Source organism: Bacillus cereus group sp. MYBK139-1 (assembly GCF_051916915.1).
In the GTDB taxonomy this organism is placed as follows: Bacteria; Bacillota; Bacilli; order Bacillales; family Bacillaceae_G; genus Bacillus_A; species Bacillus_A pacificus.
The window spans coordinates 342,051-364,376 of the sequence record NZ_JBQAHO010000001.1; the positions used below are offsets into that span (position 1 = coordinate 342,051).

The window sequence follows — 22,326 nt, forward strand, 5'->3', positions numbered from 1 at the left end:
ATGACATAGATGAGGGAAGTATATGACGACTATAGAACAGTTAGAAAAACATTTTAAAATAAGAAGAAATGCTTCTTCTATCATGATAAAAGAAAATAATGCAGAGATTTTTACAGAAGAGCAATTAAAGGAAATCATGCAATATTGCGTTGCTGAGGCTGAAGAAGAGGGAATAGAAAACTTACATTTTGAGATTTCTTCGAAAAGCCCCAATTATAATATGTATAAAAAATGTTTTGAAACGTATTCGTTTGAATATGTTACTGAAAACATCATTGTGTTTAAGGATCTATATAAAGTAGAAGATGTAGAAAGTGAAATTGATTTTAAGTTGATTGAAGAAGTAGGAGAAGATGCTTTTTATTCTCTTTGGAGTGAGATGACAGAAGAACAAGTCACTTATAATCAATTTGTAAATATGATGCTACAAGAAATTGGTGAGCAATGGAAAGAACATTGTTTAACAGCGAGTGTAGGTGAAGAGCTGATAGGAATTGTAATCCCGCATATTGAAAAGGGGACGTTAGAAGAAGGAAAACTCATGTATTTCGCAGTCGCTCCAAATATGAGAAATAAAGGGTATGAAGCAGCATTCTTTACAGGGGCAATGTTTGTTTTAAAAGAAATAGGTGCATCTTATTATATCGGTGAGGCAAATGTACAAAATGAGTGGATGAAGGATGTTTTTGAAGAGAATGGATGTCAGCTGCTTAGTTCAACTGAGAGATATCTGAGAAAGTTTTAGGAGGATGAATGATGTATACTCTCGAACTCGTATAGCGGGAGGGGACTATATATGTTAAAGCAATCCATGCATTCATTCGTGTTATTGTATCCAAATGTATTGTTAGAAGGCTGGAATGTTGAAAAAGTTTCAGAACGTTATGAAGGTGAAAAGTGGGGGGCTTTTTGGTTTCAGGTTGTTACTCCAACTGGAATGTTTCGAGTAAAGGAATTTTTTCTCGATATAATGGAACCAGTATTTCCGGATAGCTGTATTTCTCAAGCAAAAGGAGATTGTTTTCAATATAAAGGGCTTGTGTATTGGAAAGGTATAAATTATAAAGGAAAAGAAAGTTACGTTACATCTATATGGAAAACACAAGTTGAAATTTCAGTTGATCATGGATATGTAAACCAAGACGAAATGGAACGATTTCTATTTGAATTACAACCGGTACATATGGAGTTTGCGAAAACGATATTACATACACCATTTCACTTATTAAGCTTTCAAGCGAAGAGAAGTGAAATGGGTGAGATAGGAAAGATGTAGAGAGTGGAATGCTCCAGATGACGTATCCTATGTAAAATTGTCAATTCATGAAAAGCTAAGTTGGAAACTCGAATCGGTCGGTTTCGGAAATGATGAAATGCAGTATGTATATTGGGACGAAGATAATAAACTATACGCACTTTGGGTTTGTCGGCATAAAAGCAAAGCGTATTACCCTGTTTCTTCATGGATAATGAACTATGGCCCAAAACAAATTATAAACGGGTTAGAGTTTTATTCACACTCTGATCGCGGAACAGTTGTATACGAAGATTTAGGGAATGAACAAATCGCATACGTATTTCGCGGTAATCCATGTACAAATTTTGAACAAGTAAAAGAACTTTTTGCCTGTTTGTAAGATAAAAAGAAAAATGAGAACGACAAAATAGATATTCTTATAATACAATAAAGAAAGATTCGATTATATGAGAAAGCGTTGGTGAAAGAATGGGGCAGCAAAGACATTGGTTACAAGCGACTGTAGAAAGAAATGAAGATAATACGTTACAAATAAAGTGGGAAAATCATATAGAAGAAGTTTGTATTTATTGGAGTACTTCACCAGATCATATTGAAGAAAATGGAGAATTACTTGCAACGGTAAATGGAGAATCATCATATACAATTGAAAATCCGAGCGAAAATGAGCGTCCATATTTTAGACTAGTAGGTAGTAATGGACAAGCAGTAACAGTAGCTGAGCGTAGATTGCCATTACAAGGCGCGTTTAACTTCCGTGATATGGGAGGATATGAAACGCTTGAAGGCCGTAAAGTAAAATGGGGCAAATTGTACCGATCTGAAGAATTAGCAGGATTAACAGAGGGGGATATCGACTATTTACAAAAGTCTGGCTTAAAGTTAATTTGCGATTACCGTACAGACTTTGAAGTGAAGCATAAGCCAAACCCTGAGATTACAGGAGCTCGTCAAGTGTGCTTACCAGTTATGCAAGACTTGGCGAAAGACTTAAATATAAATGAATTTTTCCAAGTTGGTGACCTTTCTATGTTAGGGAAACCAGGTGAGTACCTTGTGAAAATGAATCAAGATTTCGTAAGTGGTAATGAAGCATTCGTGAGCTTCTTAAACTTAGCGCAAAACCCGGAAAACTTACCGTTAGTAAACCATTGTACAGCTGGAAAAGACCGTACTGGATTTGGATCAGCATTATTATTACTTTTACTAGGTGTACCAGAGAAAACAGTAATGGAAGATTATTTATTAAGTAATGGTTTCCGTGAAAAGTTAAATGAAAAAATGATGGCCTTTTTAGGTGCGAAATTACAAAACGATGAGAGTAGAGCGATATTGGGTGCGATGTTTGAAGCACGCACTGAGTATTTACAAGCTGCGATTGATGAATTAAAAAAGCAATACGGTTCAGTTGAAGCGTATGCTGAAAAAGCACTTGGCTTTACGAAAGAGTCGTTAGAAGAAATGAAAGAGTTATTGCTAGAGGATAAATAAGAAGTGAGGAGGCTAATTGGATTAGCCTCCTTTTACTATTGTTGTTATAATTAGGCTATGAGAATATAGGAATTGAGGAGAACATCATGAAATACAAAGTTATATTATTCGACGTAGACGATACATTATTAGATTTTCCTGAAACGGAAAAACACGCATTACATAATGCGTTTGTACAGTTCGGTATGCCTACAGGGTATACTGATTATCTTGCAAGTTATAAAGAGATTAGTAATGGATTATGGAGAGATTTAGAAAATAAAATGATTACGTTAAGTGAATTAGCGGTAGATCGATTTAGACAATTATTTGCCCTTCATAATATAGAAGTAGATGCGCAGCAATTTAGCGATGTATACCTTGAAAACTTAGGGAAAGAAGTACATCTTATAGAAGGTGCAGTGCAATTATGTGAGAATCTACAAGATTGCAAGTTAGGTATTATTACGAATGGATATACGAAAGTGCAACAATCTAGAATCGGAAATTCGCCTTTATGTAATTTCTTTGATCATATTATTATTTCAGAAGAGGTTGGTCATCAAAAACCAGCACGTGAGATTTTTGATTATGCTTTTGAAAAGTTTGGGATTACAGATAAATCAAGTGTACTAATGGTTGGAGATTCGCTCACTTCTGATATGAGAGGCGGAGAAGATTACGGCATTGATACGTGTTGGTATAATCCGAGTTTGAAAGAGAATAAGGCAAGTGTTAAGCCGACTTATGAAGTGGAGAGCCTGCTGCAAATTTTAGAACTTGTAGAAGTGGCGGAAGAAAAGGTAGTTTCATTTTAATCGTGTCGATATTTGTTGATAAGTCGATATTCTTTGTCGAATCGTCGATATATCGAAAAAATCGTTGATATATTTTAAGTTACGGTAGATATATTGGAAAAATCGTCGATATAATTTGAGTTGCGTTCATTTTATAGGTACGATCGGTGTAACAACTAGAGGTGAGTGAAGGATGTTAACGTTTTTATTTGAGTTAGACAAGAATATCCCGCAAAAGGATGAACCACGGTATGATGCCTATTCAAAGGGCTATATCGAAGGGGATGTAACGATTCGCGTAGGTGACAGCACACTTTTTCAGAAGTCATGCATGAAAGTCGCAGAGCTCGGCATTTATTTAGGACAGTGGATGGAGCAAGTGCAACACGGGCAGAACGTACATATGAATTATGAAACGCCTGACCGTGAAGAGATCATTCTTAGTTTCTCTTATGAAGAGGACAATCAGTGGAGAGTTTCTTCCAGCTGGCAACAATTTGAGCTTCCGGAGAGTATCTCTACTACAACATTAGTGGAGAGTGTTCAACGCTATTTATATGAGTTAAATAAAGAACTGCGTGCAATAGAATATCCTGTGACGTTTGATCAGTACTTAAGAGGAGAGCGAATGATGCAGCTTTCTTACAAACGATTATGTGATAGTAAGGCGGATACGACGTCAATAGAGGTTTATAATGAAAGCGAAAGAGTAGGCGCAGTACGGGGCTATTATAAAAATACGTTGATGAAAGTGCTAGACTTTATTCCGAAAGTCGGTAGTAATATCATTTATGAAATAAAGGATAGTAAGGACAATATTCGCGTTGTTGCAAAGGATGTAAGTAGGCAGCGCCAAAGAAGGATTTTAGTAACGTACAAAGATAATCATGATGTAGAGCATGAAATACTTGTATGTGACGGAAAGTTATTAGATGCAAATTTCTTATTTACCTTTACATATAAGGCGGAAGAATTTGTTGTTCATAAAACTACTTTTGGGATGGGAAAGTTATTACGAAAGGGCTATGTAATCGCAGATTGGAATATTCGTCTTGAGGAAGATATGTATCACATCGAGATGAATGTATACGATGAAGATTATATAGAAGACCAATATTTACTGTTGGGCGTATTTCATGCGGTTTTGTATGGGTGATAGTTGTATAAATGAAAAATACCGGTATTCTTTGTGAAAAGAATGCCGGTATTTTTTATCCCACTTTAATGGGCAGTAAGCCCCCCACCTCAAAATGCAGCGAAAGCAAAGAATTTAGGTGGGGGTCGGGCTGCCAATAAAAGTCCGATTGGTTCAACTAATAATCAGTGGGGAGAAGAAAACCCCCACTGATTAAAGTTTCACTTTATTCATCCTCAAAAATAAAAATCTCATCAATCGTACTTTGAAGTGCCTTCGCTATATCGTGAGCAAGCTGCAAGGAAGGGTTGTATTTTCCTTTTTCAAGGTGGCTAATTGTTTCACGACGTACACCAACGCTCTTTGCTAAATCTTCTTGTGTCATGTTCAATTTAGCGCGATATTCTTTTATTTTCGTTACGAACGCCATGGTGCATCTTCCATTTCGTCAACAGGTTTATCGTAAAAGAACATAGAGAACCCGAACGTAAGAATGAGTGTGCTGAAAATAAGGGCGATATCAATCTCTTGTAGTACTGGGTTTGGAAATAACATTTCAATAAACAGAATGATAGCAGTAGTTAGTAATGTAACGATAAAAGCATTACGGCACGATTTATTGACGATTTGTTCAAATAGTTCATCGTGTTGAACCGTTCTATACGTTGTGAAAAAGGAGAAGAAACAAAACATAGTAAACAATCCTTTTTCATAAAAAAAGCCGAGGAAACCGAAGAAACCGAGAAACCCTAAATATTTTATCCAAGTTGTTTTCATGATAGATTCTCCTTTCAATGTTAGAAATAAATCACGTTACGTTATAAATATATCGCATATGGATAGAAATGGTAATAATAGTTTTCCAGTTTACTTCATAATAATAGTAAAAAGAGGAAATATACTGCGAAATAAAGAGGATAATATTGTAAAATGGTTGTAAGGAGGGGGAGGAAGGTATGCTAACTTGGATCATGGTCGTTGTATTACTTGTAGTGATTACTGTAGTCGCGACGGTGTTAATTGGGCGAAATGGTGATGCAAATTATAGTAAAGCGACAAAGGGGAATATTAGAAGGCTTACGATGATTTATATTATACTAGCTGTCGTTTTAATCGTTGGATTAGGTTTGTATATTTATTTTAAAGGTTAAAAAACTGAAAAATACAAAAATCTGAAAATAGAAGTATGCTATAATGTTGATATAGTTATTTGGTAATTAAGGAAAGGATTGGATGGAATGATTGAGATTACGAATGTGTCAAAAAGTTATAATGGTTCTACCTATGCAGTAAAAGATTTAAGTTTATCTGTGCCTAGCGGAGAAATCTTTGGATTTTTAGGACCGAATGGTGCCGGTAAATCAACGACAATTAAGATGATTACTGGTATCCATGGGGTGGACAAAGGGACGATTACGATTAATGGTATAGATATTATGAAAAATCCGATGGAAGCGAAAAGGACGTTTGGTTATGTCCCAGATAGTCCAGATATGTTTTTACGATTAAAGGGAATTGAATATTTAAACTTTATGGCAGATATGTATGAAGTGCCGAAAGAAGTACGCCAAGAACGAATCGAGTCTTTAGCGAAGAAATTTGATCTTTACAATGCGTTATCGGATCAAATACAAAGTTACTCGCACGGTATGAGACAAAAGATTGTTATTATTGGTGTGCTCGTGCATGAGCCAGATGTATGGATTTTAGATGAACCGTTAACGGGGCTGGATCCGAAATCTGCATATATTTTAAAAGAAATGATGAGAGAACATGCGGATAAAGGAAAGATTGTATTCTTCTCTACACACGTATTAGAAGTGGCAGAAAAATTATGTGACCGCGTCGCGATTATTAATAAGGGGAATTTGCAGTTCAAAGGGAATTTAGATGAAATGAGAGATCATTTTAAATCCAATGAATCACTTGAAAAAATGTTCTTGGAGATGACGGGCAATGAGTAAAATTTGGACGTTAACGAAAGTATTATTGAAATTAAATTATGCAGATTTTATAACAGATAAGAAGAAGCGATGGGCGTATGTATTTTCATTTGCGGCTATTTTATTTGTCGGATTTTTACTGTTTGGTTCTATCACGCATGCAATGTATGAGGGAATGATACATTTAGGGCAAGATCCAGGAATGATTATCGCAATGGGACTTGCGATTGCGAGTATATGGGTATTTTTAATGAGTATTACGAACATTTTAACTGTATTTTACTACAGCAATGACATTGAAATGTTATTACCATTACCGTTAAAACCAGCGCAAATTATTTCAGCCAAATTTTTAACCGTATTAATTACACAATATGTAATGAGTTCATTTATTTTATTACCAATCTTCATTACATACGGTTTAAAAAGTGGCGCATTTATTACATATTACATATATATGATTTTCATTTACTTACTCTTCCCAATTGTGCCGTTAGTATTAGCTTCATTACTCATGACAGTTATTATGAGGTATACAAATATAGGGAAAAATAAAGACCGAGGAAATATATTTATTGGAATCGTAAGTATACTATTTATTGTAGGAATTAACGTATTTTTGCAGTGGAAAAATAAAAGTTCGTTTTCTGAAGATGCAATTGCGGATTACCTTGCAAACAACCAATCTTCTCTTTTAGTACAAATGACAAACTATTTTCCAACTACATATTTTGGAGCAGTAGCATTAGTAGAAAATGCAAATTGGAAGGGTCCTTTATACGTAATAATCTTTGCAGTTATTTCATTTGTATTTTTTGTGTTGTTTTATTACATTGCAGAGCGTACATATTTAAAAGGGGTTATTGGACTTTCAACGAGTACAGCAAAAAAAGAAGTCATTTCAGCAGAAGGCTTACAGAAATCTACGGTACAAAGTTCACATTTGAAAGCATATGTGAAAAAAGAATTTAAAACGTTATTCCGTACACCACAATTTTTCTTAAATTGTATCGTACAAACTTTCGTTATGCCGATTATGTTGTTCTTCATTTTATTCGTGCAAGATGGGAATTTAAAATGGATCATGGGATATATTGATAATCCAAAATCAGCAGGACTTGCAATTGGTGTTGGCCTTTGTGCCTCTCTATTTTTAATGGGAAGTAACGTCATCGCAACAACTTCATTCTCACGTGATGGAAGCTCTTGGTTTGTGAATCGTTATTTACCAGTAAAAGCTTCGGATATCTTTTTTGCGAAAGCGATCACTGCTTGGTTAATTAATGTAATTATTTTAGCAGTGTTCGGTATTACGATGGCAGTTGTAGCGGGAATTTCTCCAGTATTTATGGTTCTTTGGTTCTTATTAAGTGCGAACGGTTTATTGTTAATTAATTTAATCGGCACACGCTGGGATGCACAAACTGCAGATATACATTGGGATACAGAGCAGAAATTATTTAAGAGTCGCTATACAACTTTGTGGAATTTTTTAGCTAATATTTTAATAGCTTTAGTTATTGTAGCGGGAGTAAGTCTATTATACTTCTTCCTTCAAGTGGGACTGTGGGTTATGTTTATCGTTTTATTTGTAATGTTTACAATTGTAAATTATATCTTTATTAAAATTTTAAAATTAGGTGCAGAACGTATATTGTCAAATATTGAATAAAAAGATAGATCCTCTGTATTCGTGCAGAGGATTTATCCATAGGTGGAGGAGAAAAGGTGAAGAAAATAGCAATTGTAACAGGGGCAACTCGTCTGAATGGAATTGGTGCAGCTGTATGCAAGGTGCTTGCTCAAAAAGGAATAGACATTTTTTTCACGTACTGGTCTCAGTATGATAAAGCGATGCCGTGGGGAATGCATGAAAAAGAGCCCTTTTTGTTGAAAGAGGAGATTGAAAGTTTAGGTGTTCGCTGTGAAATGGCAGAAATCAATTTATCGCAGTCATATTCGCCAAACCGTTTGTTTTATATGGTATCAGAACGGTTAGGTGATCCATCTATTTTAATTAATAATGCAGCGTATGCTACTCATACGAGAATCGAAGAATTAAATGTAGAGCAGTTAGATAAACATTATACAGTAAATGTTCGCGCTACTATGTTATTAAGTTCATTATTTATAAAACATTATGCAAGCAAGGCGAGTGGCAGTATTATTAATCTTACTTCAGGGCAGTCACTCGGGCCAATGCCTGATGAACTAGCATACGTAGCGACGAAAGGAGCAATTGAAGCATTTACAAAATCAGTAGCACCAGTTGCGATGGAGAAGGGGATTACAGTGAATGCTGTTGATCCAGGACCAACGAATACAGGATGGATTACAGAGGAGCTGAATCATCATTTAGTATGGAAGTTTCCACAAGGTAAAGTAGGAGAACCGGTGGATGCAGCACGCTTAATTTCTTTTTTAGTCAGTGAAGAAGCAAAATGGATTACAGGGCAAATTATTCATTCGAATGGTGGTTACTCATAAATATATTATGTTAACAATTGTTGAGAAACAAAAAAACGAAAGAAAATTTTATTTTTTTGTATAAATAAAATGTCAAGAAAGAGAAAAATTTGATAGAAGAGTATATCGTCATATGAGGATCGTAATTCTTTATATGACAATATACTCTTTTTCTTTTAGTAAAGAGAAGAAAAATGAAGTAGAAGAAACTCGAATATTTAAATTGTTTTATCGGTTTTTGTACGTATTATTATGAAGATTACTGTCGGAAAAATGATAATTCGTATGAAAAGGGATTTTTTAAGGGGAAATCGAATCGTAAAGGGGAGGATAAATTACGTAAACATAGGGGGATTTATATGAAAATGAAAAAGGTCGCTATCGCATCGATAACAATTGGTACAATGCTTACTATGGCAGCTTGTAGTCCGTCAGCAGATAAAGAAACAGAAAAGAAAGAGCAAGTAACAGCGCAAAATGAAGGAGAATCAAAAACGACAAGTGCAGATGAAGCGTCAAAAACAACGAAAGATACTGAAAAAGAAACAAATACTTCTTCAAATGAAAAAACAGATAAAGATGCAAAAAATACGAAAGAATCATCAGGAACAGAAAGTAACGGTAAAACGTCAACTCAAAATGAGAATGTAAAAACAAAAGAAAAAGAGACGACAGGAAAGACGAATGATCAAACGACTAGCGGGAAAACAACAGATCAAAGTACAAGTACAAACTCAGACGGAAAAACAACGAAAGATCCGAAGAAAAACGTAGCGGTGAAAACAAATGTAAAAGAAGTTGCTGCATTAATTGATAGCTTAGACAAGCAATTAGCTGCTAATCCGAAATTAGAAACAGTAAATAAACTTGGAAAACAAATTAATGCAAAGTGGGATGTAATTGAGAAAGAGTTAGAAACATCACACCCAGCTGAATCTAAAACAATTGGACAAAGTATGTATCCGTTAATTGTAGGAGCGGAGAAAGAAAAGATAGATATTACTAAAATGAAGTCATTAACGACGAAAACGAAAAAAGATTTAAATCAGTTATTAACGAAACTTTCGTAGTTTCAAAAGCCTACTTGTGGGAGTAGGCTTTTTTATGTTGAGAGTGTAATGAAAGTTTATGGGAATCCTAACGAAAAAGGATGGTGATAAAAATGACAATCGATCGAATTTGTACAATTGGGCCAGCAAGCAATAAGAAAGAAACGTTAGCGCAGTTAATAAGCAATGGTATGAAAATTGTTCGGCTAAATTTATCACATGGCACGCATGAAAGTCATAAAGATATTATTCGTTTAGTCAAATCGTTAGACGATTCTATTAAAATTTTAGGCGATGTACAAGGTCCTAAAATAAGGTTAGGTGAAATAAAAGGAGAACAAATTACGCTTCAGGCAGGAGGTTCTTTTATTTTACATACGCAACCAGTTACAGGGAGTAGTACGGAAGCAAGTGTTGATTATGAAGGGATCGCGAATGATGTGAAAGTCGGAAGTAGAATTTTAATGAATGATGGTGAAGTTGAGTTAATCGTTGAGAAGGTAAGTACGGATAAAATAGAAACAAAGGTCAAAGCAGGTGGTAATATCTCATCTCATAAAGGGGTGAACTTACCAGGCGCAATCGTTCGTTTACCAGCTATTACAGAGAAAGATAAAAAAGACATTCAGTTTCTTTTAGAAGAGGGTGTTGATTTTATCGCATGTTCTTTCGTAAGAAAACCTAGCCATATAAAAGAAATACGAGATTTCATACAACAGTATAAAGAAACATCACCTAATTTAATTGCCAAAATAGAAACGATGGAAGCGATTGAAAATTTTCAAGATATATGTAAAGAAGCAGATGGAATTATGATTGCAAGGGGCGATTTAGGAGTAGAGTTGCCGTTCCAGTTTATCCCGCTTTTGCAGAAAATGATGATTCGGGAATGTAATCGAACGAATACATATGTTATTACAGCGACACAAATGCTGCAATCCATGGTAGAGCATTCTATTCCAACAAGGGCTGAGGTGACCGATGTGTTTCAAGCTGTGCTCGACGGAACGAATGCTGTTATGCTTTCTGCCGAAAGTGCGTCAGGCGAGCATCCGATTGAAAGTGTAAAAACATTACGTCTCGTTTCTGAATTCGCTGAGCATGTGAAAAAAGACGTTCCTTTTGTGATGAAAGATGTACTGGAATTGCTACATAAGTCTTTGGATGAGTGATGAAACAGACGAGGGCGGATATGCATCCGCCCTCGTCTGTTTCATTCCTATTCTTCTTGCTCTTGCTCATCCAAAATCTTTTCAAACGCAGCAGATACTTTTTCAAACTCTTCATCATTCTCAATGTATGAGAATTCATTATCTTCTTCTACTTTTAAAAAGAAAATATCAATGTCTTCCTCAGTTTCTGTTTGGATATCCTCCACAAAGGCAACGGCAATATATTCTGCGCCTTCGACATCCATCGCTCCAAGTACTTCTACTTCTTGCTCTTCGTTATTCTCATCACTAAGAGTAAACACTTCGCCAACTTCAATATCAGACATATTCATTCTCCTCCTGTCCAACTCTAATAAATAGAGTGTTTCAACTGCATACATACTAATATATCTTTCCATGAAAAACCAATTTCATACATAAGAGAAATGAAATTCTACTTTTTTCGTATGAGTATACAGCTATAAGGAGCGCATGTTATCTTATTCAATCCATTCAACAATTTCATCCATAGTCTGTCTTGTTTTATCACGTTTTGGCTCTTCTTTACGGTAACCAAAGGCAACCATAACAGATACTTCAAAGTTATCTCCATTGATAATGCCTTCTTGACGAAGTAAAGAATCTACTTTCTCTTTATCAAATCCTTCTATTGGACAAGAATCAATACCGATTTGAGCTGCGCTCGTCATCATATTACCTAAAGCAATATAAGTTTGCTTAGATGCCCAATCAAATACAGCACGGTCGGATTGTAATAAGTTAAAATCTGATTCCTGGAACTTTTTGAAGAATTCATATCTAATTTTTTGTGTGTCTTCAGGTAATTCAATAATATCGTTCATCATATGTTTAATATACTCCGCATCATAATGCATATCTTTAATATTTCTTGAAAGAACAATGACAAAGTGGCTAGCTGTTGCAAGTTGCCCACCAGCACCCCATGAATATGGTTGTAGTTTTTCTCTTACTTCTTTATTTTGTACGATAACAAATTTCCAAGGTTCATATCCGAAAGAAGAAGGAGATAATCTGCCTGTTTCTAAAATGAAATTAAAATCCTCTTCTGAAATTTTTTGCATAGGATCGAACTCTTTACATGCATGTCTGAAATGAAAAGCCTCCATAATTTTTTCTTTTGTAAATTGGTTTGTATTTGTCATAAAAGTTCCTCTTTCCATTTATTTATTTTGTAAGTAAATTATATTTTTAAAGTAACATAGACACAAGTACGCACATTTATGTGGTATAGTATCAAAAAAGATACTAATGTTAAGGGAAGGGATTTATTATGGATTGTTCAAACGAAAATAATGTGAATTACCCATTTCTAAATAAATATTCTTGTCCAGTTGAAGCTATGGTTGAGGTTATTGGTGGGAAATGGAAAGGGGTTATTTTGTATCATTTATTAGATGGTACAAAGAGGTTTAATGAATTAAAAAGATTAAAACCTAATATCACGCAAAGAATGTTAACACTGCAGCTGAGGGAACTCGAAGCAGATGGTATTATACATCGTGAAGTGTACCGTGAAGTACCTCCAAAAGTAGAATATTCGCTAACGGAGCTTGGTGAATCGCTTCGTCCAATGATTCTATTAATGATGGAGTGGGCGACTCATAATATGGAGAAAGTTTTGGAGAGTAGAAATACAAAAAATAATAGGTAAGAGTTGTAGAAATAAAAGGTGTTTTCCATATGTGAAGACACCTTTTATTTCTGTATTTTTACTTTTTAACTTCAACTGCTGAAGTTGGAATGGCAGCCAAGTTTGCAGTTTTACCATACCAATCAGCATGTTTAAAAACAACACCTTTTCCATATCCTTCAGTTGAAGTACGTTCCCATAGCGTTGTTGAATAGCTAGCAGTAGGGGACGCTGTACTTACAGAAGAAATTCTATTTTGCCAACTAGGAGGCAAATTTTTAAAACCACTACTAAGAGAAAAATACTCGCCACCTTTATTTGCATGTTCATAGAAGTCTGTACTATTAGGTCCGCTGCCGCCAACCCCAAGGGGAGTGATTGTATGATTCAACCTTTGTTTATCTTTTTTAATAAAAGACTCTAAACTTTCTTTGCTCGAAAATCCATAAGATAACCATTCTCCATTTTGATTTTGTTTCGGTAGAACTAACGTTATTTTTACGTCTTCCTTTGACGGAGCACCAAATTTGTTAAACGCATCGACAGTTTTTTCATCTACAGTTACATATTCAAAAGAGGGAATCGAATAATCCTTTTCGGTACTAGCTGATACTAATCCTAACCCTACAGTTAATGATGAAATGGCTACTACTGCACCTACTATCAATTTTTTTAGCATGAATTCATCTCCTTTACACTTAGTTTTTTACATAACTAAAATGTATGTTAACTTGAATATTTTATAAATATTTAGAAATTTATAAAATTAAACAGAATATTCTTTTATTGGTCTGGAGTAAGGAGGGGAATTTGAAAAAGGATTTACTTAAAAAGTAAATCCTTTTTGGGTGTTAGCAATAACGTTATTATGTAAATTTTGCAATTTGCTAACTGACTTCAAAACTCTACTGATTAAAGTTTCATTTTATCCTGTTATGAATCATACACTTCTTTTGCATTCATAGAAGCCGCATCTAATAAAAGGAAAATGGCTGCTATAATATGTAGAACGATTACTATATAAGGAAAGAAGGCAACTAGAGTAACGATAATGCCGATATAATGAGGGTACGTATTCATGTCTCCTTTTTTAGCTAATAAAATAGTAGTGATATGTAACACAATCAATAGAAGTAGAGGTATCCCATATAGGTTAACGTGACTTAGAAATAAATAATAACAAGGAAGTAATAAAAGATGATAGATCCCTGTAGTCCACTTTAGTGCTTGGATGTAGGTTTTCAAAGTGAATCCTCCTAAAATAATCAATATCTATATATTACCAAAAATAATAGGTGATTGGATATTATATATTTGTAGATTTTAGTAGAATATAATTTTTTTATGTTAACTAATTATTGGTTATCTATAAAATAGAAAAACCACCCAAACGAGGGTGGTTCGTATTACAAATAATTACTTAAAGAAGAAAGTGAAACCTTCACCTCACTACCTTCCTTCATATTCCGTAGCATAGCGGTTTCTGTACTAAGTTCTTCTTCCCCAATAATAAGCACATAAGGGATATTCTCTTTATTGGCATAATTCAGAGCACGTTTTAATTTGCGTCCTGCTAGTTCAAGTTCGATTTTTAAGGAAGTGGTAGAACGTAATTGCTGAGCAATTTGCAAGCATTGTAACTCTGTTCCGAGTGGGATGATAAAAACATCCGCTGTAGATGATAGTGTTTCTTTCTGCGATAGTGCTGTATAAATAACGTCTAAACCGAATGAAATGCCTACTGTTGGATAGCTCATGTTATCACCACGGAATGCTCCGATAATATTATCGTATCGACCGCCGCTACCGATGCTGGATGTAATCGATCCATCTTTTAAAAAGATTTCATACACGGTACCTGTGTACATTGTAAGTCCTCGTGCTAAAAACGGATTAAATATAGCATTTTCATTTATTCCGAGAGCGATTAAATATTGCTGTAATTGTTGTAATTCGTTTACTCCTTCGGCAACGAGTGGAGTATTGAAAGTTTCTTTAAAGTCAGCAATTGTAAGCTTTAGACAAGATAAAACAGTATTACATATCGTATCAGCCATTTCTTCAGAAATTCCGCGCTCTAATACATCTTTTCGTACACCATCTATCCCAATCTTTTCGATTTTGTCTAATGATAAAATGACGTCACTCGTTCGTTCAGTAGGGATGTTAATAGATTCGAGAATACCGTTTAACAATTTTCGGTTATTATATTGGATCGTTACTTCTAAGTTTAACGTTCGGAACAGTTCAAACGCCATGCTCATAAGTTCCGCTTCTGCCATGACAGATTCTACACCGACTATATCAACGTCACATTGTATAAACTCACGAAATCTTCCTTGTTTAATTGGCCCATCTCGAAATACTTTTCCAATTTCATACCGTTTAAAAGGGAGGCGGATGTTCGGATTCATTGCAACGACTTTTGCGAATGGAATTGTCAAATCGTAACGTAAGGCAAGATCGCGTTTTCCTTGATCTTGAAGTGTATACATTTCTTTTAATATTTCCTCACCACCGCCGTACTTGTAAGACATAAGCTCATACATATTTAACGTTGGTGTTTCTAACGGTTTACATCCGTATCGTTCAAACGTGTCTTCGCACGCTCTTTTAATTTTATTTCGTAGTACTTGTTCCTCTGGTAAATAGTCTTTCGTTCCTTTTACATTTCTCATTTCCATCTTAATCACTCCTTTTTTAAATTAAAAAAAGCTATGCAGGTATAAAAATACCCACATAGCTTTATGAACGCTTCGTGGGTCAACAGGAAAAGCCCTGTACCCACGAAGAAAAATTTTTCTTCGGATACACGGCGTTACGTATGATGATGAAGTTGGAAAGAAGTATTAACATTTCGCATGACAAATCTCTCCTTAACATAAGTTTTTCCAAATTATATCAGATGATTTTTGAATTATCAATATTTTTAGTTTTGAAAAATACGTGAAGTTATGTAGGAGAAATGGAAAAGGGTGTATAATAAAACTTAATAATATGAAATAACCTTTTAAGGAGAACGTTATGAAAAAAGATAAAACAAATGCGATGCGAATATTAGATAAAGAAAAAATTGAATATTCGATGATGTCATATGATCCAGACGATGGGAAAATTGATGGCGTATCAGTAGCCGAGAAAATTGGACGAGAAGTGAGAGAAGTATATAAAACGTTAATCGCTCAAGGGAATAGTAAAAATTATCATGTGTTTATTATTCCGGTGGATGAGGAACTAAATTTAAAAGCTGCCGCAAAAGCAGTAAGTGAAAAGAAAATTGAAATGATTCCTGTAAAAGATATTACGAAAGTGTCAGGATACATTCGCGGTGGTTGTTCACCAGTCGGAATGAAGAAGTTATTTTCTACATGTATTGATGCGAGTGCTCAATCACTTGAAACAATCATTGTAAGTGGTGGGAAAATAGGTATGCAAATTGAACTTAAAGTGGATGACTTGGCGAAAGTGACGAGAGCGCAGTTTGGTGAGATAACGAAATAATGATACATAGGAAAAGAAGTTCTAATTTTATTTAATTTAGATAATAATTTATAGGATAGTTAGTCCATTATGGGGCTAATTGTCCTTTTTATTTACATACTGGATAAACTGAATCATTTGTTTGGCTTTGGGGGGAGGACTTTAAATAAACAAGAAGAGTTACTCACAAAGATAGACAAAGGAAGGGAGAGTGTTTTAATGAAAGTTTAAGAAATGCCAGTATGTTTGAAAAAAACTATGCTAAGAGCATGCAAGATTTTATACAGTTTTTTTGCTAATCCAGTAAATAACGAGAAACCTAAAACCGCGCCACAATAGGAATGTATAAAAAATGCATAGATCCATAGATCGAAAAAAGGAGGTTCCCTTGTGAGAGTCGGATTTCTCCTTTATCCTTGCTACTGATAATAGGACGTTATGTTAACTATATACGAATATCATATTCATCCAAAATTGCCCTTATTGATGGTACAATTAAAGTCTTGGAGGGATATTATGGGAATTTATTATGTATTACTGTTTCTTATATTCGGCACTGCAATATTCTTATTTTTCTTGTCTAGTTCATCAAAAATTAAGGCTAAAAACCTATCATTGATAATAGTCTGTTTAGGGATAAACCTACTCATAAGTCCAGTGGCTTTTTTTATAGGCGGGATAGCTGATTATGCAGGTGTGGTGGCTAATTATGGAGCTTATGTTGCGGGTGATTCGGCAACAGCTCCTCCTCTAGTTAGTCGTGTACTTTATTTTTTAGGAGGATTTCTCTTCATTCAAGGAATACCGTTCCTCATACTATTTTTAGCTTTTTGGAAGTTTACAAGAGCAAGGAAAACAAGTATAAAACACATAACGAATAAGTGGATGCCTTTTTAGAAAAGAATTGAATCTCTCCAATCAGGAGAAGTTTAAAATAACTTCCAATAACGATAATTATGTAAATAAGCCGTTCACTGGATTCCCATAGAAAACTGTGGTGAGATGAAATTTTTGATTTTGAAGCGCTTCAAAATCTTAACTAGATGGCTAGTATCAGTACCCCACAATAAAAAGGCAGGAGCATATCAAATATGTTCCTGCCTTTCATTTTAGAGAGATGTTTCCTAACAGTTGATTTTGTTAACGAAAGTCGACTTTAAATCTATATTTTGTGTGAAAAAAGAACATATAATAAAAGTATGAGGTGATGGTGTGAAGGAGATAAACATTCATAAAATAATTGCGGATAAGAGAAAAGAAAAGGGAATTACACAGGAAGAGTTAGCGGCTTATATCGGTATTACGAAGGCATCTGTTTCTAAGTGGGAGACAGGGCAGAGTTATCCGGATATTACATTTTTACCACTGTTAGCATCGTACTTTAATGTAAGTATAGATGAACTAATCTGTTATACACCGCAAATGGAACCGGAAGGTATTAGGAATTTATATCATAGACTAGCGGAAGCTTTTAGTGAAAGACCGTTTGATGAAGTAATGATAGAGTGCAGAGGAATCATCAAAAAATATTATTCTTGTTTTCCGTTATTACTTCAAATGGGACTACTTTTTATTAATCACCATATGTTAACAGAGGATACGGATAAAAGAATTGAAATGTTAGAAGAGGCAATGCATCTCTTTAGCAGAGTGCAAGAAGAAAGTAACGATGTTTCTCTTGTGAAAGAGGCGGTATCGTTTCAAGCGACTTGCTATCTTATACTCAATAAAGCGAATGAAGTATTGCAATTGCTTGGCGAAACGATACGTCCTAACGTTCCAGAGGAGGATTTAATTGCACAGGCGTATCAAATGCTTGGAAATAATGAAAAAGCAAATGAAATAATGCAAATTAGTATGTATCAACATTTAATACAACTTGTTGCGACAATACCGAATTATGTAGTAGTAAATGCCTCAAGCGCTGAAAAGGTAGAGGTAATTTTAAATAGAGCTTTTATGTTAATAGATATATATGAAATAGAAACATTACATCCCAATATGACTTTAAAAGTATACTATGCTGCTGCACAAGTATATTGTATGCAAGGGAATTTTGAAAAGGCATTAGAAATGTTACGTAAATATGTAGCAGTTTGTGCGGCAAGCTTCACAGTAAATAGTCTACACTTACATGGAGATTCTTATTTTGATGCGATTGATGGATGGTTTGCAGAATTTCCACTCGGCGCTAAAACAGTTAGAAATGAAGAGATTATAAAGCGAAGCATGTTACAAAGTATTGCAGAGAATCCAGTTTTCACTCCGATGAAAGATGAAAGAGAGTACAAAAATATAATAGCGAGTTTGAAATTCAAATTAGATATAACTGAATAGAAGGAGGACTAATATAATGACCTTCGATGAATATGAAGTAGCGATAAATAGTGAATTTACGTTGCAAGGTACGATTACAAAGCCAAAAGCTGATGGGAAGTATGCGGCTGTTGTCATTATCGCGGGATCTGGAGAGATTGATCGTGATGGAACGATCGTACCGCTAAAGCTTGAGGCGAACATATATAAAGATTTAGCGCATGTAATAGCGGGGCTGGGTGTAGTGACGCTCCGCTTTGATAAGCGCGGAGTAGGAAAGAGTGACGGAGAATTTCTGAAGACTGGAATGTGGGATTTAGTTAGTGATATAGAGTCTACGATTACGTATTTAAAAGAACAACCATTTGTTGATCCAGAAAATATCATTTTGGCTGGTCATAGTGAAGGATGTATGTTGGCAACTGTAGTAAACGCAAGAACACCAGTTAATGGGCTTATCCTTCTTACAGGAGCTGCGGAATCATTAGAAGAGGCTACGAAAAGACAAAGAGAAATTGCATATAAAGAACTAAAAGAGCAGAAAGGAATAAAAGGAAAGTTAATGCGTCTTCTCAAAGTGGAAAAACGTGGAGAAAAGCAGATGGGAAAAATAAAAGAGAAAATGATGAACACAGAAAAAGATACGATTAAAGTTGGGTTTAAACCGATGAACGCAAAGTGGTTTAGAGAGCATTTTCAGCATGATATTTATAAAGATTTACAGCAAGTAACATGTCCAGTGCTAGCGATTGCTGGTGATAAAGATATTCAGGCTGATCCTGAAAAAGCGAAGCGAATTGGTGAGTATGTAAAGGGTGATTCTGAAGTACATGTAATAAAAAATATGGATCATAGTTTGAAAGTTTTTGAAGGTGAGTTTAAAACATTAGAGTTTAAAAAGAATTATGAAGAAGGGGCAAGAAAGCCACTTCATCCAGAGTTGGAAGAAATAATTGTGAATTGGCTGGAATCATATTTTATCCCCGGTAGTAGGACTCTTACATCAAAATTAGGTGAATATGAGGAAGATGGAAGGGAGAGTAACTGCCTGTAAAAGACGGACTGGTGTGGGGGAATGGTAGGTGTAAGTACTTCTGTAGTTTCAAACATATTCCCCTGATTGTAGGTTCTATAAATAATCCAGGCTATTTAATATTAAGAGGAAGCCAACTATACACATAATCCATGACAGAGCTGATCCTGAATGATTAGCGATTTTCATTCGGAGCCTCTCGAGAGGTTTTTGCATCCACTGACCAAACAGGAGATAGAAGAGAAACAGCAAGAGAGAGGGCAATACCATAATAAAGTTGTATCCGGCTAAAATAGAAGACCATTCTACCCATGATAGATTAGAAGTAGTCAGTATACCAATTGCCGCAAAATAAGGAAATGCAGTACCCGCTTCAATTAATGTAGTAGTGAATCCTAGTGCAATCATTGAAAAAATACTTTTTGTTTTTGGTGAAGGGATCTCTGAATTTTTCTTAGGTGGAATATAAAAGCTTGCGATGAATAATATGACGCCAATAATAAATAACAACCAGCTTACGATTCGATTTTGAAATAAGCCAGAAATAAATTTAAACAAAAAATCTAATCCTAACATGAGTGAAACGCCAACAGCAAAATAACATCCTGCTACGGTCAATAAATAAACGAATAAACGTTTCGTAAGATTCTCTTTATCTGTTAAAAGTAGATATATTGTTACTCCTATTGTAGTAGGGCTTAGCGTGTCTAATATAGCTAATCCGCCTATTAGGAGAAGTTGCTCTGTACCCATTATGCTTTCCCCCTTATTTCGGCTCAGGATTATTTTTTTTAGTCATAAAAATGGCATATGCCTCGTTTATAAACTGAAGCACATCTTGATCGATTGGATATAAACTAAGTTTCTCTGATTGTTCGGGAGACATCCTTATCTCCCAAAGCTTATTTAGAAATTCATCCTCACCTTCAAATTCTTCTAAGCGTTTTTCCTCCATTCGTCCTATGATATTTTGAACTTTCGTTGCTTTTGGGCCATCCTTCATATAATGCTTTAACTGACCGATGAGAGCAATCCATTCGAGTGAATCAGAACAGTTACTTGCCATTTTAGGAACCTTTTCCAATAGCTTTATTTCTTTTTCTTTAAATACAGATTCGCGATAATATTGTTGTATATCTTTATCTTTGCTGGATAATTGCATAATCTTCTGAATCGCAATCCAGCTTTCTTCTCCTTCTAGCGCAATTCCATTTATCAATTCCCGTAAGGATAATTCTATTTTCTTTAAATGTTCCTGCTCTTTTATTACGTAAGATAATTGACTTTGTAAACTATCCGACCAATCCCATTCATTGAAGTCGAGCATATTTTTAATCTCTTGCAACGGAAATCCAACTTTTTTTAAAAATTGAACTTGCTGTAGTTTTTTTATTTCTTCATTTGTATATAAACGATGGCCACCTTCTGTTTTTGATGCTGGTTTTAATAATCCAATTTTATCGTAATAACGTAGTGTCCGTACTGTAACGCCTGTCAGTTCTCCAACTTTATTTATGTGTATCAACTGATAAACCTACCTTTCTGAACGTTAAGATTTTATCGTTAACGATTATTTTCCTCATACCATATTTACTCTTCTTTACTAAAAAGATTTTTAAGTAAGTAACCTGATCCTAATCCAATTAATACACCAGGAAATGCATGATCCAATGTTAGTCCGATACCTGCACCTATAATGACACATCCATAAATAATAATATCGCTTTGTTTCATCTAAAAACCTCCTATTTTTCTAATTTCTTTAATGAAATTGCTAAATAGTAGCTACTTAACAGTATATAAAATGACCCAACGTCAACTTCAAGTGCTTTTGATTTTTTATTAATAAATTTATATAACTCTTTAGAAAGACTTGATTTCGAAATATTTTTGTGGACTTATCGTTCCAGAAAGAATATATTAAATTATATGATAGGGGGTGTTTTTAAATGGGTAGAAAGATTAGTTTTAACAAAGAACATGTTTTAAATAAAGCTATGCATTTATTTTGGGAGAAAGGTTATGATGCTACATATATATCAGATCTTATTGAAACGATGGGTATAAGTCGCTCTACTCTCTACGATAGTTTTGGAGATAAGGATGCACTATTTAAACTGGTTTTGGAACATTATAAAAACTATGGCTCTCAAAAGAGAAATTTACTTTTTACTGGTATAAACACGAAAGCATCACTTACATCCTTTTTTTATCAACATATTGAAAAATGTTATTCAGATGATATTCCAAAAGGTTGTATGATAACAAATTCTTCACTGCTTATTGGACAAATTGATCCTGCCATAGAAGAAATACTCATAAATGATTTTAATGAACTTGAAAACGTATTTAAGCAAGTTATCGAAGAAGGAAAAAGGAGAGGGGAAATTTCACAAGAGGCTGATACGGAACTAGTTGTATATTCTTTATTAAGTTTAAACCATAGCTTGAATATAATGTCCAAATATAAAAAAGAGAAAAATTTAGCCTATCGTCTAGTGGATAAGACTATTGCAGACCTATAGTCTTTCTTTTTTAAATTTTTTTGGAATGAAC

Annotated in this window: 26 protein-coding genes and 1 pseudogene; 17 read left to right on the plus strand and 10 right to left on the minus strand. The window is 34.6% G+C overall.

What is annotated here, in order from left to right; genetic code table 11:
• Positions 1–22: 22 nt before the first annotated feature.
• The 5 genes and pseudogenes from ACTFRS_RS01765 to ACTFRS_RS01785 all read left to right on the plus strand — a co-directional run bounded on the left by ACTFRS_RS01765 (position 23) and on the right by ACTFRS_RS01785 (position 4,681).
• Complete coding sequence (locus ACTFRS_RS01765; RefSeq protein ID WP_318160552.1) at positions 23–745, plus strand: GNAT family N-acetyltransferase; 723 nt, start codon at positions 23–25, stop codon at positions 743–745.
• 51 nt (positions 746–796) lie between these two features.
• A pseudogene (locus ACTFRS_RS01770) lies at positions 797–1,637 on the plus strand (hypothetical protein).
• A gap of 89 nt (positions 1,638–1,726) precedes the next feature.
• The gene (locus ACTFRS_RS01775; RefSeq protein ID WP_318160553.1) at positions 1,727–2,749 is read left to right on the plus strand and encodes a tyrosine-protein phosphatase; all 1,023 of its coding nucleotides are present in this window, start codon (positions 1,727–1,729) and stop codon (positions 2,747–2,749) included.
• Positions 2,750–2,835: 86 nt separating this feature from the next.
• Entirely contained in the window at positions 2,836–3,546 is a 711-nt protein-coding gene (locus ACTFRS_RS01780; RefSeq protein WP_318160554.1) for a YjjG family noncanonical pyrimidine nucleotidase, read from the plus strand.
• Between the two features lie 172 nt (positions 3,547–3,718).
• Positions 3,719–4,681, plus strand: coding sequence for a tubby C-terminal domain-like protein (locus ACTFRS_RS01785; protein ID WP_242294531.1), 963 nt, complete (start codon positions 3,719–3,721; stop codon positions 4,679–4,681).
• Between the two features lie 205 nt (positions 4,682–4,886).
• Here ACTFRS_RS01785 and ACTFRS_RS01790 read toward each other — a convergent pair whose 3' ends face one another.
• Together ACTFRS_RS01790 and ACTFRS_RS01795 are read right to left on the minus strand one after the other, a co-directional pair.
• Positions 4,887–5,090: a helix-turn-helix transcriptional regulator gene (locus tag ACTFRS_RS01790; protein WP_242294532.1), complete on the minus strand. Its 204-nt coding sequence runs from the start codon at positions 5,088–5,090 to the stop codon at positions 4,887–4,889.
• Positions 5,078–5,437 (minus strand): DUF3796 domain-containing protein, encoded by a 360-nt coding sequence (locus ACTFRS_RS01795; protein WP_016718075.1) that lies wholly within the window; start codon positions 5,435–5,437, stop codon positions 5,078–5,080. The genes ACTFRS_RS01790 and ACTFRS_RS01795 overlap by 13 nt, the downstream gene beginning before the upstream one ends.
• Before the next feature lie 179 nt (positions 5,438–5,616).
• Here ACTFRS_RS01795 and ACTFRS_RS01800 point away from each other — a divergent pair, with 179 nt between their 5' ends.
• From ACTFRS_RS01800 to ACTFRS_RS01825, 6 genes are all read left to right on the plus strand, one after another.
• Positions 5,617–5,811 carry a hypothetical protein gene (locus ACTFRS_RS01800; protein ID WP_000958870.1) on the plus strand — a complete coding sequence of 65 codons (195 nt, stop codon included), beginning with the start codon at positions 5,617–5,619 and terminating at the stop codon, positions 5,809–5,811.
• Positions 5,812–5,898: 87 nt separating this feature from the next.
• Positions 5,899–6,624 (plus strand): ABC transporter ATP-binding protein, encoded by a 726-nt coding sequence (locus ACTFRS_RS01805; RefSeq protein WP_000570195.1) that lies wholly within the window; start codon positions 5,899–5,901, stop codon positions 6,622–6,624.
• Positions 6,617–8,275, plus strand: a complete 1,659-nt coding sequence (locus tag ACTFRS_RS01810) for a putative ABC transporter permease subunit (protein ID WP_139866155.1) — start codon at positions 6,617–6,619, stop codon at positions 8,273–8,275. The genes ACTFRS_RS01805 and ACTFRS_RS01810 overlap by 8 nt, the downstream gene beginning before the upstream one ends.
• Before the next feature lie 56 nt (positions 8,276–8,331).
• A complete protein-coding gene (locus tag ACTFRS_RS01815; protein WP_242294534.1) occupies positions 8,332–9,090 on the plus strand; it encodes an SDR family oxidoreductase in 759 nt (252 codons plus the stop codon).
• A 338-nt stretch (positions 9,091–9,428) separates the two neighbouring features.
• Positions 9,429–10,139 (plus strand): hypothetical protein, encoded by a 711-nt coding sequence (locus tag ACTFRS_RS01820; RefSeq protein WP_113741955.1) that lies wholly within the window; start codon positions 9,429–9,431, stop codon positions 10,137–10,139.
• 92 nt (positions 10,140–10,231) lie between these two features.
• Positions 10,232–11,290 (plus strand): pyruvate kinase, encoded by a 1,059-nt coding sequence (locus tag ACTFRS_RS01825; RefSeq protein ID WP_242294535.1) that lies wholly within the window; start codon positions 10,232–10,234, stop codon positions 11,288–11,290.
• A gap of 47 nt (positions 11,291–11,337) precedes the next feature.
• Here the strand turns inward: ACTFRS_RS01825 and ACTFRS_RS01830 are convergent, their stop codons facing one another.
• Both ACTFRS_RS01830 and ACTFRS_RS01835 read right to left on the minus strand, forming a co-directional pair.
• Complete coding sequence (locus tag ACTFRS_RS01830) at positions 11,338–11,622, minus strand: DUF1292 domain-containing protein (protein WP_073569360.1); 285 nt, start codon at positions 11,620–11,622, stop codon at positions 11,338–11,340.
• Positions 11,623–11,769: 147 nt separating this feature from the next.
• Positions 11,770–12,453 (minus strand): NAD(P)H-dependent oxidoreductase, encoded by a 684-nt coding sequence (locus ACTFRS_RS01835; RefSeq protein ID WP_139866152.1) that lies wholly within the window; start codon positions 12,451–12,453, stop codon positions 11,770–11,772.
• Between the two features lie 128 nt (positions 12,454–12,581).
• Between ACTFRS_RS01835 and ACTFRS_RS01840 the strand changes: the two genes are divergently transcribed.
• Positions 12,582–12,962, plus strand: coding sequence for a winged helix-turn-helix transcriptional regulator (locus ACTFRS_RS01840; RefSeq protein WP_000340662.1), 381 nt, complete (start codon positions 12,582–12,584; stop codon positions 12,960–12,962).
• Between the two features lie 58 nt (positions 12,963–13,020).
• Here ACTFRS_RS01840 and ACTFRS_RS01845 read toward each other — a convergent pair whose 3' ends face one another.
• From ACTFRS_RS01845 to ACTFRS_RS01855, 3 genes are all read right to left on the minus strand, one after another.
• Positions 13,021–13,620, minus strand: a complete 600-nt coding sequence (locus ACTFRS_RS01845; protein ID WP_139866150.1) for a hypothetical protein — start codon at positions 13,618–13,620, stop codon at positions 13,021–13,023.
• A 254-nt stretch (positions 13,621–13,874) separates the two neighbouring features.
• Positions 13,875–14,186, minus strand: a complete 312-nt coding sequence (locus ACTFRS_RS01850) for a hypothetical protein (RefSeq protein WP_318160555.1) — start codon at positions 14,184–14,186, stop codon at positions 13,875–13,877.
• Positions 14,187–14,347: 161 nt separating this feature from the next.
• On the minus strand, positions 14,348–15,625 hold the full coding sequence (locus tag ACTFRS_RS01855) for a histidine--tRNA ligase (protein WP_440024405.1): 1,278 nt from the start codon (positions 15,623–15,625) through the stop codon (positions 14,348–14,350).
• A gap of 340 nt (positions 15,626–15,965) precedes the next feature.
• Between ACTFRS_RS01855 and ybaK the strand changes: the two genes are divergently transcribed.
• From ybaK to ACTFRS_RS01875, 4 genes are all read left to right on the plus strand, one after another.
• The gene (gene ybaK / locus ACTFRS_RS01860) at positions 15,966–16,442 is read left to right on the plus strand and encodes a Cys-tRNA(Pro) deacylase (RefSeq protein WP_242294541.1); all 477 of its coding nucleotides are present in this window, start codon (positions 15,966–15,968) and stop codon (positions 16,440–16,442) included.
• A gap of 495 nt (positions 16,443–16,937) precedes the next feature.
• The gene (locus tag ACTFRS_RS01865) at positions 16,938–17,318 is read left to right on the plus strand and encodes a hypothetical protein (protein ID WP_242294542.1); all 381 of its coding nucleotides are present in this window, start codon (positions 16,938–16,940) and stop codon (positions 17,316–17,318) included.
• 315 nt (positions 17,319–17,633) lie between these two features.
• Positions 17,634–18,758 (plus strand): helix-turn-helix domain-containing protein, encoded by a 1,125-nt coding sequence (locus tag ACTFRS_RS01870; RefSeq protein WP_242294543.1) that lies wholly within the window; start codon positions 17,634–17,636, stop codon positions 18,756–18,758.
• A 16-nt stretch (positions 18,759–18,774) separates the two neighbouring features.
• Complete coding sequence (locus tag ACTFRS_RS01875) at positions 18,775–19,791, plus strand: alpha/beta hydrolase family protein (RefSeq protein ID WP_242294544.1); 1,017 nt, start codon at positions 18,775–18,777, stop codon at positions 19,789–19,791.
• Positions 19,792–19,866: 75 nt separating this feature from the next.
• Here the strand turns inward: ACTFRS_RS01875 and ACTFRS_RS01880 are convergent, their stop codons facing one another.
• The 3 genes from ACTFRS_RS01880 to ACTFRS_RS01890 all read right to left on the minus strand — a co-directional run bounded on the left by ACTFRS_RS01880 (position 19,867) and on the right by ACTFRS_RS01890 (position 21,504).
• Entirely contained in the window at positions 19,867–20,523 is a 657-nt protein-coding gene (locus tag ACTFRS_RS01880; RefSeq protein WP_318160557.1) for a GAP family protein, read from the minus strand.
• A 13-nt stretch (positions 20,524–20,536) separates the two neighbouring features.
• The gene (locus ACTFRS_RS01885) at positions 20,537–21,295 is read right to left on the minus strand and encodes a MerR family transcriptional regulator (protein ID WP_139866143.1); all 759 of its coding nucleotides are present in this window, start codon (positions 21,293–21,295) and stop codon (positions 20,537–20,539) included.
• 65 nt (positions 21,296–21,360) lie between these two features.
• Positions 21,361–21,504, minus strand: a complete 144-nt coding sequence (locus tag ACTFRS_RS01890; protein ID WP_167496955.1) for a hypothetical protein — start codon at positions 21,502–21,504, stop codon at positions 21,361–21,363.
• 215 nt (positions 21,505–21,719) lie between these two features.
• On the opposite strand from ACTFRS_RS01890, the gene ACTFRS_RS01895 reads away from it, so the two are divergent.
• Positions 21,720–22,295: a TetR/AcrR family transcriptional regulator gene (locus ACTFRS_RS01895; protein WP_001968931.1), complete on the plus strand. Its 576-nt coding sequence runs from the start codon at positions 21,720–21,722 to the stop codon at positions 22,293–22,295.
• Positions 22,296–22,326: the final 31 nt, after the last annotated feature.

Bases quoted from the DNA above. Each gene is read 5' to 3' on its own strand.
- ACTFRS_RS01780 (WP_318160554.1), top strand. From the start codon at position 2,836: ATGAAATACAAAGTTATATTATTCGACGTAGACGATACATTATTAGAT.
- ACTFRS_RS01795 (WP_016718075.1), bottom strand. From the start codon at position 5,437: ATGAAAACAACTTGGATAAAATATTTAGGGTTTCTCGGTTTCTTCGGT.
- ACTFRS_RS01845 (WP_139866150.1), bottom strand. From the start codon at position 13,620: ATGCTAAAAAAATTGATAGTAGGTGCAGTAGTAGCCATTTCATCATTA.
- ACTFRS_RS01880 (WP_318160557.1), bottom strand. From the start codon at position 20,523: ATGGGTACAGAGCAACTTCTCCTAATAGGCGGATTAGCTATATTAGAC.
- ACTFRS_RS01765 (WP_318160552.1), top strand. From the start codon at position 23: ATGACGACTATAGAACAGTTAGAAAAACATTTTAAAATAAGAAGAAAT.
- ACTFRS_RS01895 (WP_001968931.1), top strand. From the start codon at position 21,720: ATGGGTAGAAAGATTAGTTTTAACAAAGAACATGTTTTAAATAAAGCT.
- ACTFRS_RS01865 (WP_242294542.1), top strand. From the start codon at position 16,938: ATGGGAATTTATTATGTATTACTGTTTCTTATATTCGGCACTGCAATA.
- ACTFRS_RS01855 (WP_440024405.1), bottom strand. From the start codon at position 15,625: ATGGAAATGAGAAATGTAAAAGGAACGAAAGACTATTTACCAGAGGAA.
- ACTFRS_RS01835 (WP_139866152.1), bottom strand. From the start codon at position 12,453: ATGACAAATACAAACCAATTTACAAAAGAAAAAATTATGGAGGCTTTT.
- ACTFRS_RS01890 (WP_167496955.1), bottom strand. From the start codon at position 21,504: ATGAAACAAAGCGATATTATTATTTATGGATGTGTCATTATAGGTGCA.
- ACTFRS_RS01825 (WP_242294535.1), top strand. From the start codon at position 10,232: ATGACAATCGATCGAATTTGTACAATTGGGCCAGCAAGCAATAAGAAA.
- ACTFRS_RS01805 (WP_000570195.1), top strand. From the start codon at position 5,899: ATGATTGAGATTACGAATGTGTCAAAAAGTTATAATGGTTCTACCTAT.
- ACTFRS_RS01840 (WP_000340662.1), top strand. From the start codon at position 12,582: ATGGATTGTTCAAACGAAAATAATGTGAATTACCCATTTCTAAATAAA.
- ACTFRS_RS01810 (WP_139866155.1), top strand. From the start codon at position 6,617: ATGAGTAAAATTTGGACGTTAACGAAAGTATTATTGAAATTAAATTAT.
- ACTFRS_RS01800 (WP_000958870.1), top strand. From the start codon at position 5,617: ATGCTAACTTGGATCATGGTCGTTGTATTACTTGTAGTGATTACTGTA.
- ACTFRS_RS01775 (WP_318160553.1), top strand. From the start codon at position 1,727: ATGGGGCAGCAAAGACATTGGTTACAAGCGACTGTAGAAAGAAATGAA.
- ACTFRS_RS01830 (WP_073569360.1), bottom strand. From the start codon at position 11,622: ATGAATATGTCTGATATTGAAGTTGGCGAAGTGTTTACTCTTAGTGAT.
- ACTFRS_RS01875 (WP_242294544.1), top strand. From the start codon at position 18,775: ATGACCTTCGATGAATATGAAGTAGCGATAAATAGTGAATTTACGTTG.
- ybaK (WP_242294541.1), top strand. From the start codon at position 15,966: ATGAAAAAAGATAAAACAAATGCGATGCGAATATTAGATAAAGAAAAA.
- ACTFRS_RS01820 (WP_113741955.1), top strand. From the start codon at position 9,429: ATGAAAATGAAAAAGGTCGCTATCGCATCGATAACAATTGGTACAATG.
- ACTFRS_RS01785 (WP_242294531.1), top strand. From the start codon at position 3,719: ATGTTAACGTTTTTATTTGAGTTAGACAAGAATATCCCGCAAAAGGAT.
- ACTFRS_RS01790 (WP_242294532.1), bottom strand. From the start codon at position 5,090: ATGGCGTTCGTAACGAAAATAAAAGAATATCGCGCTAAATTGAACATG.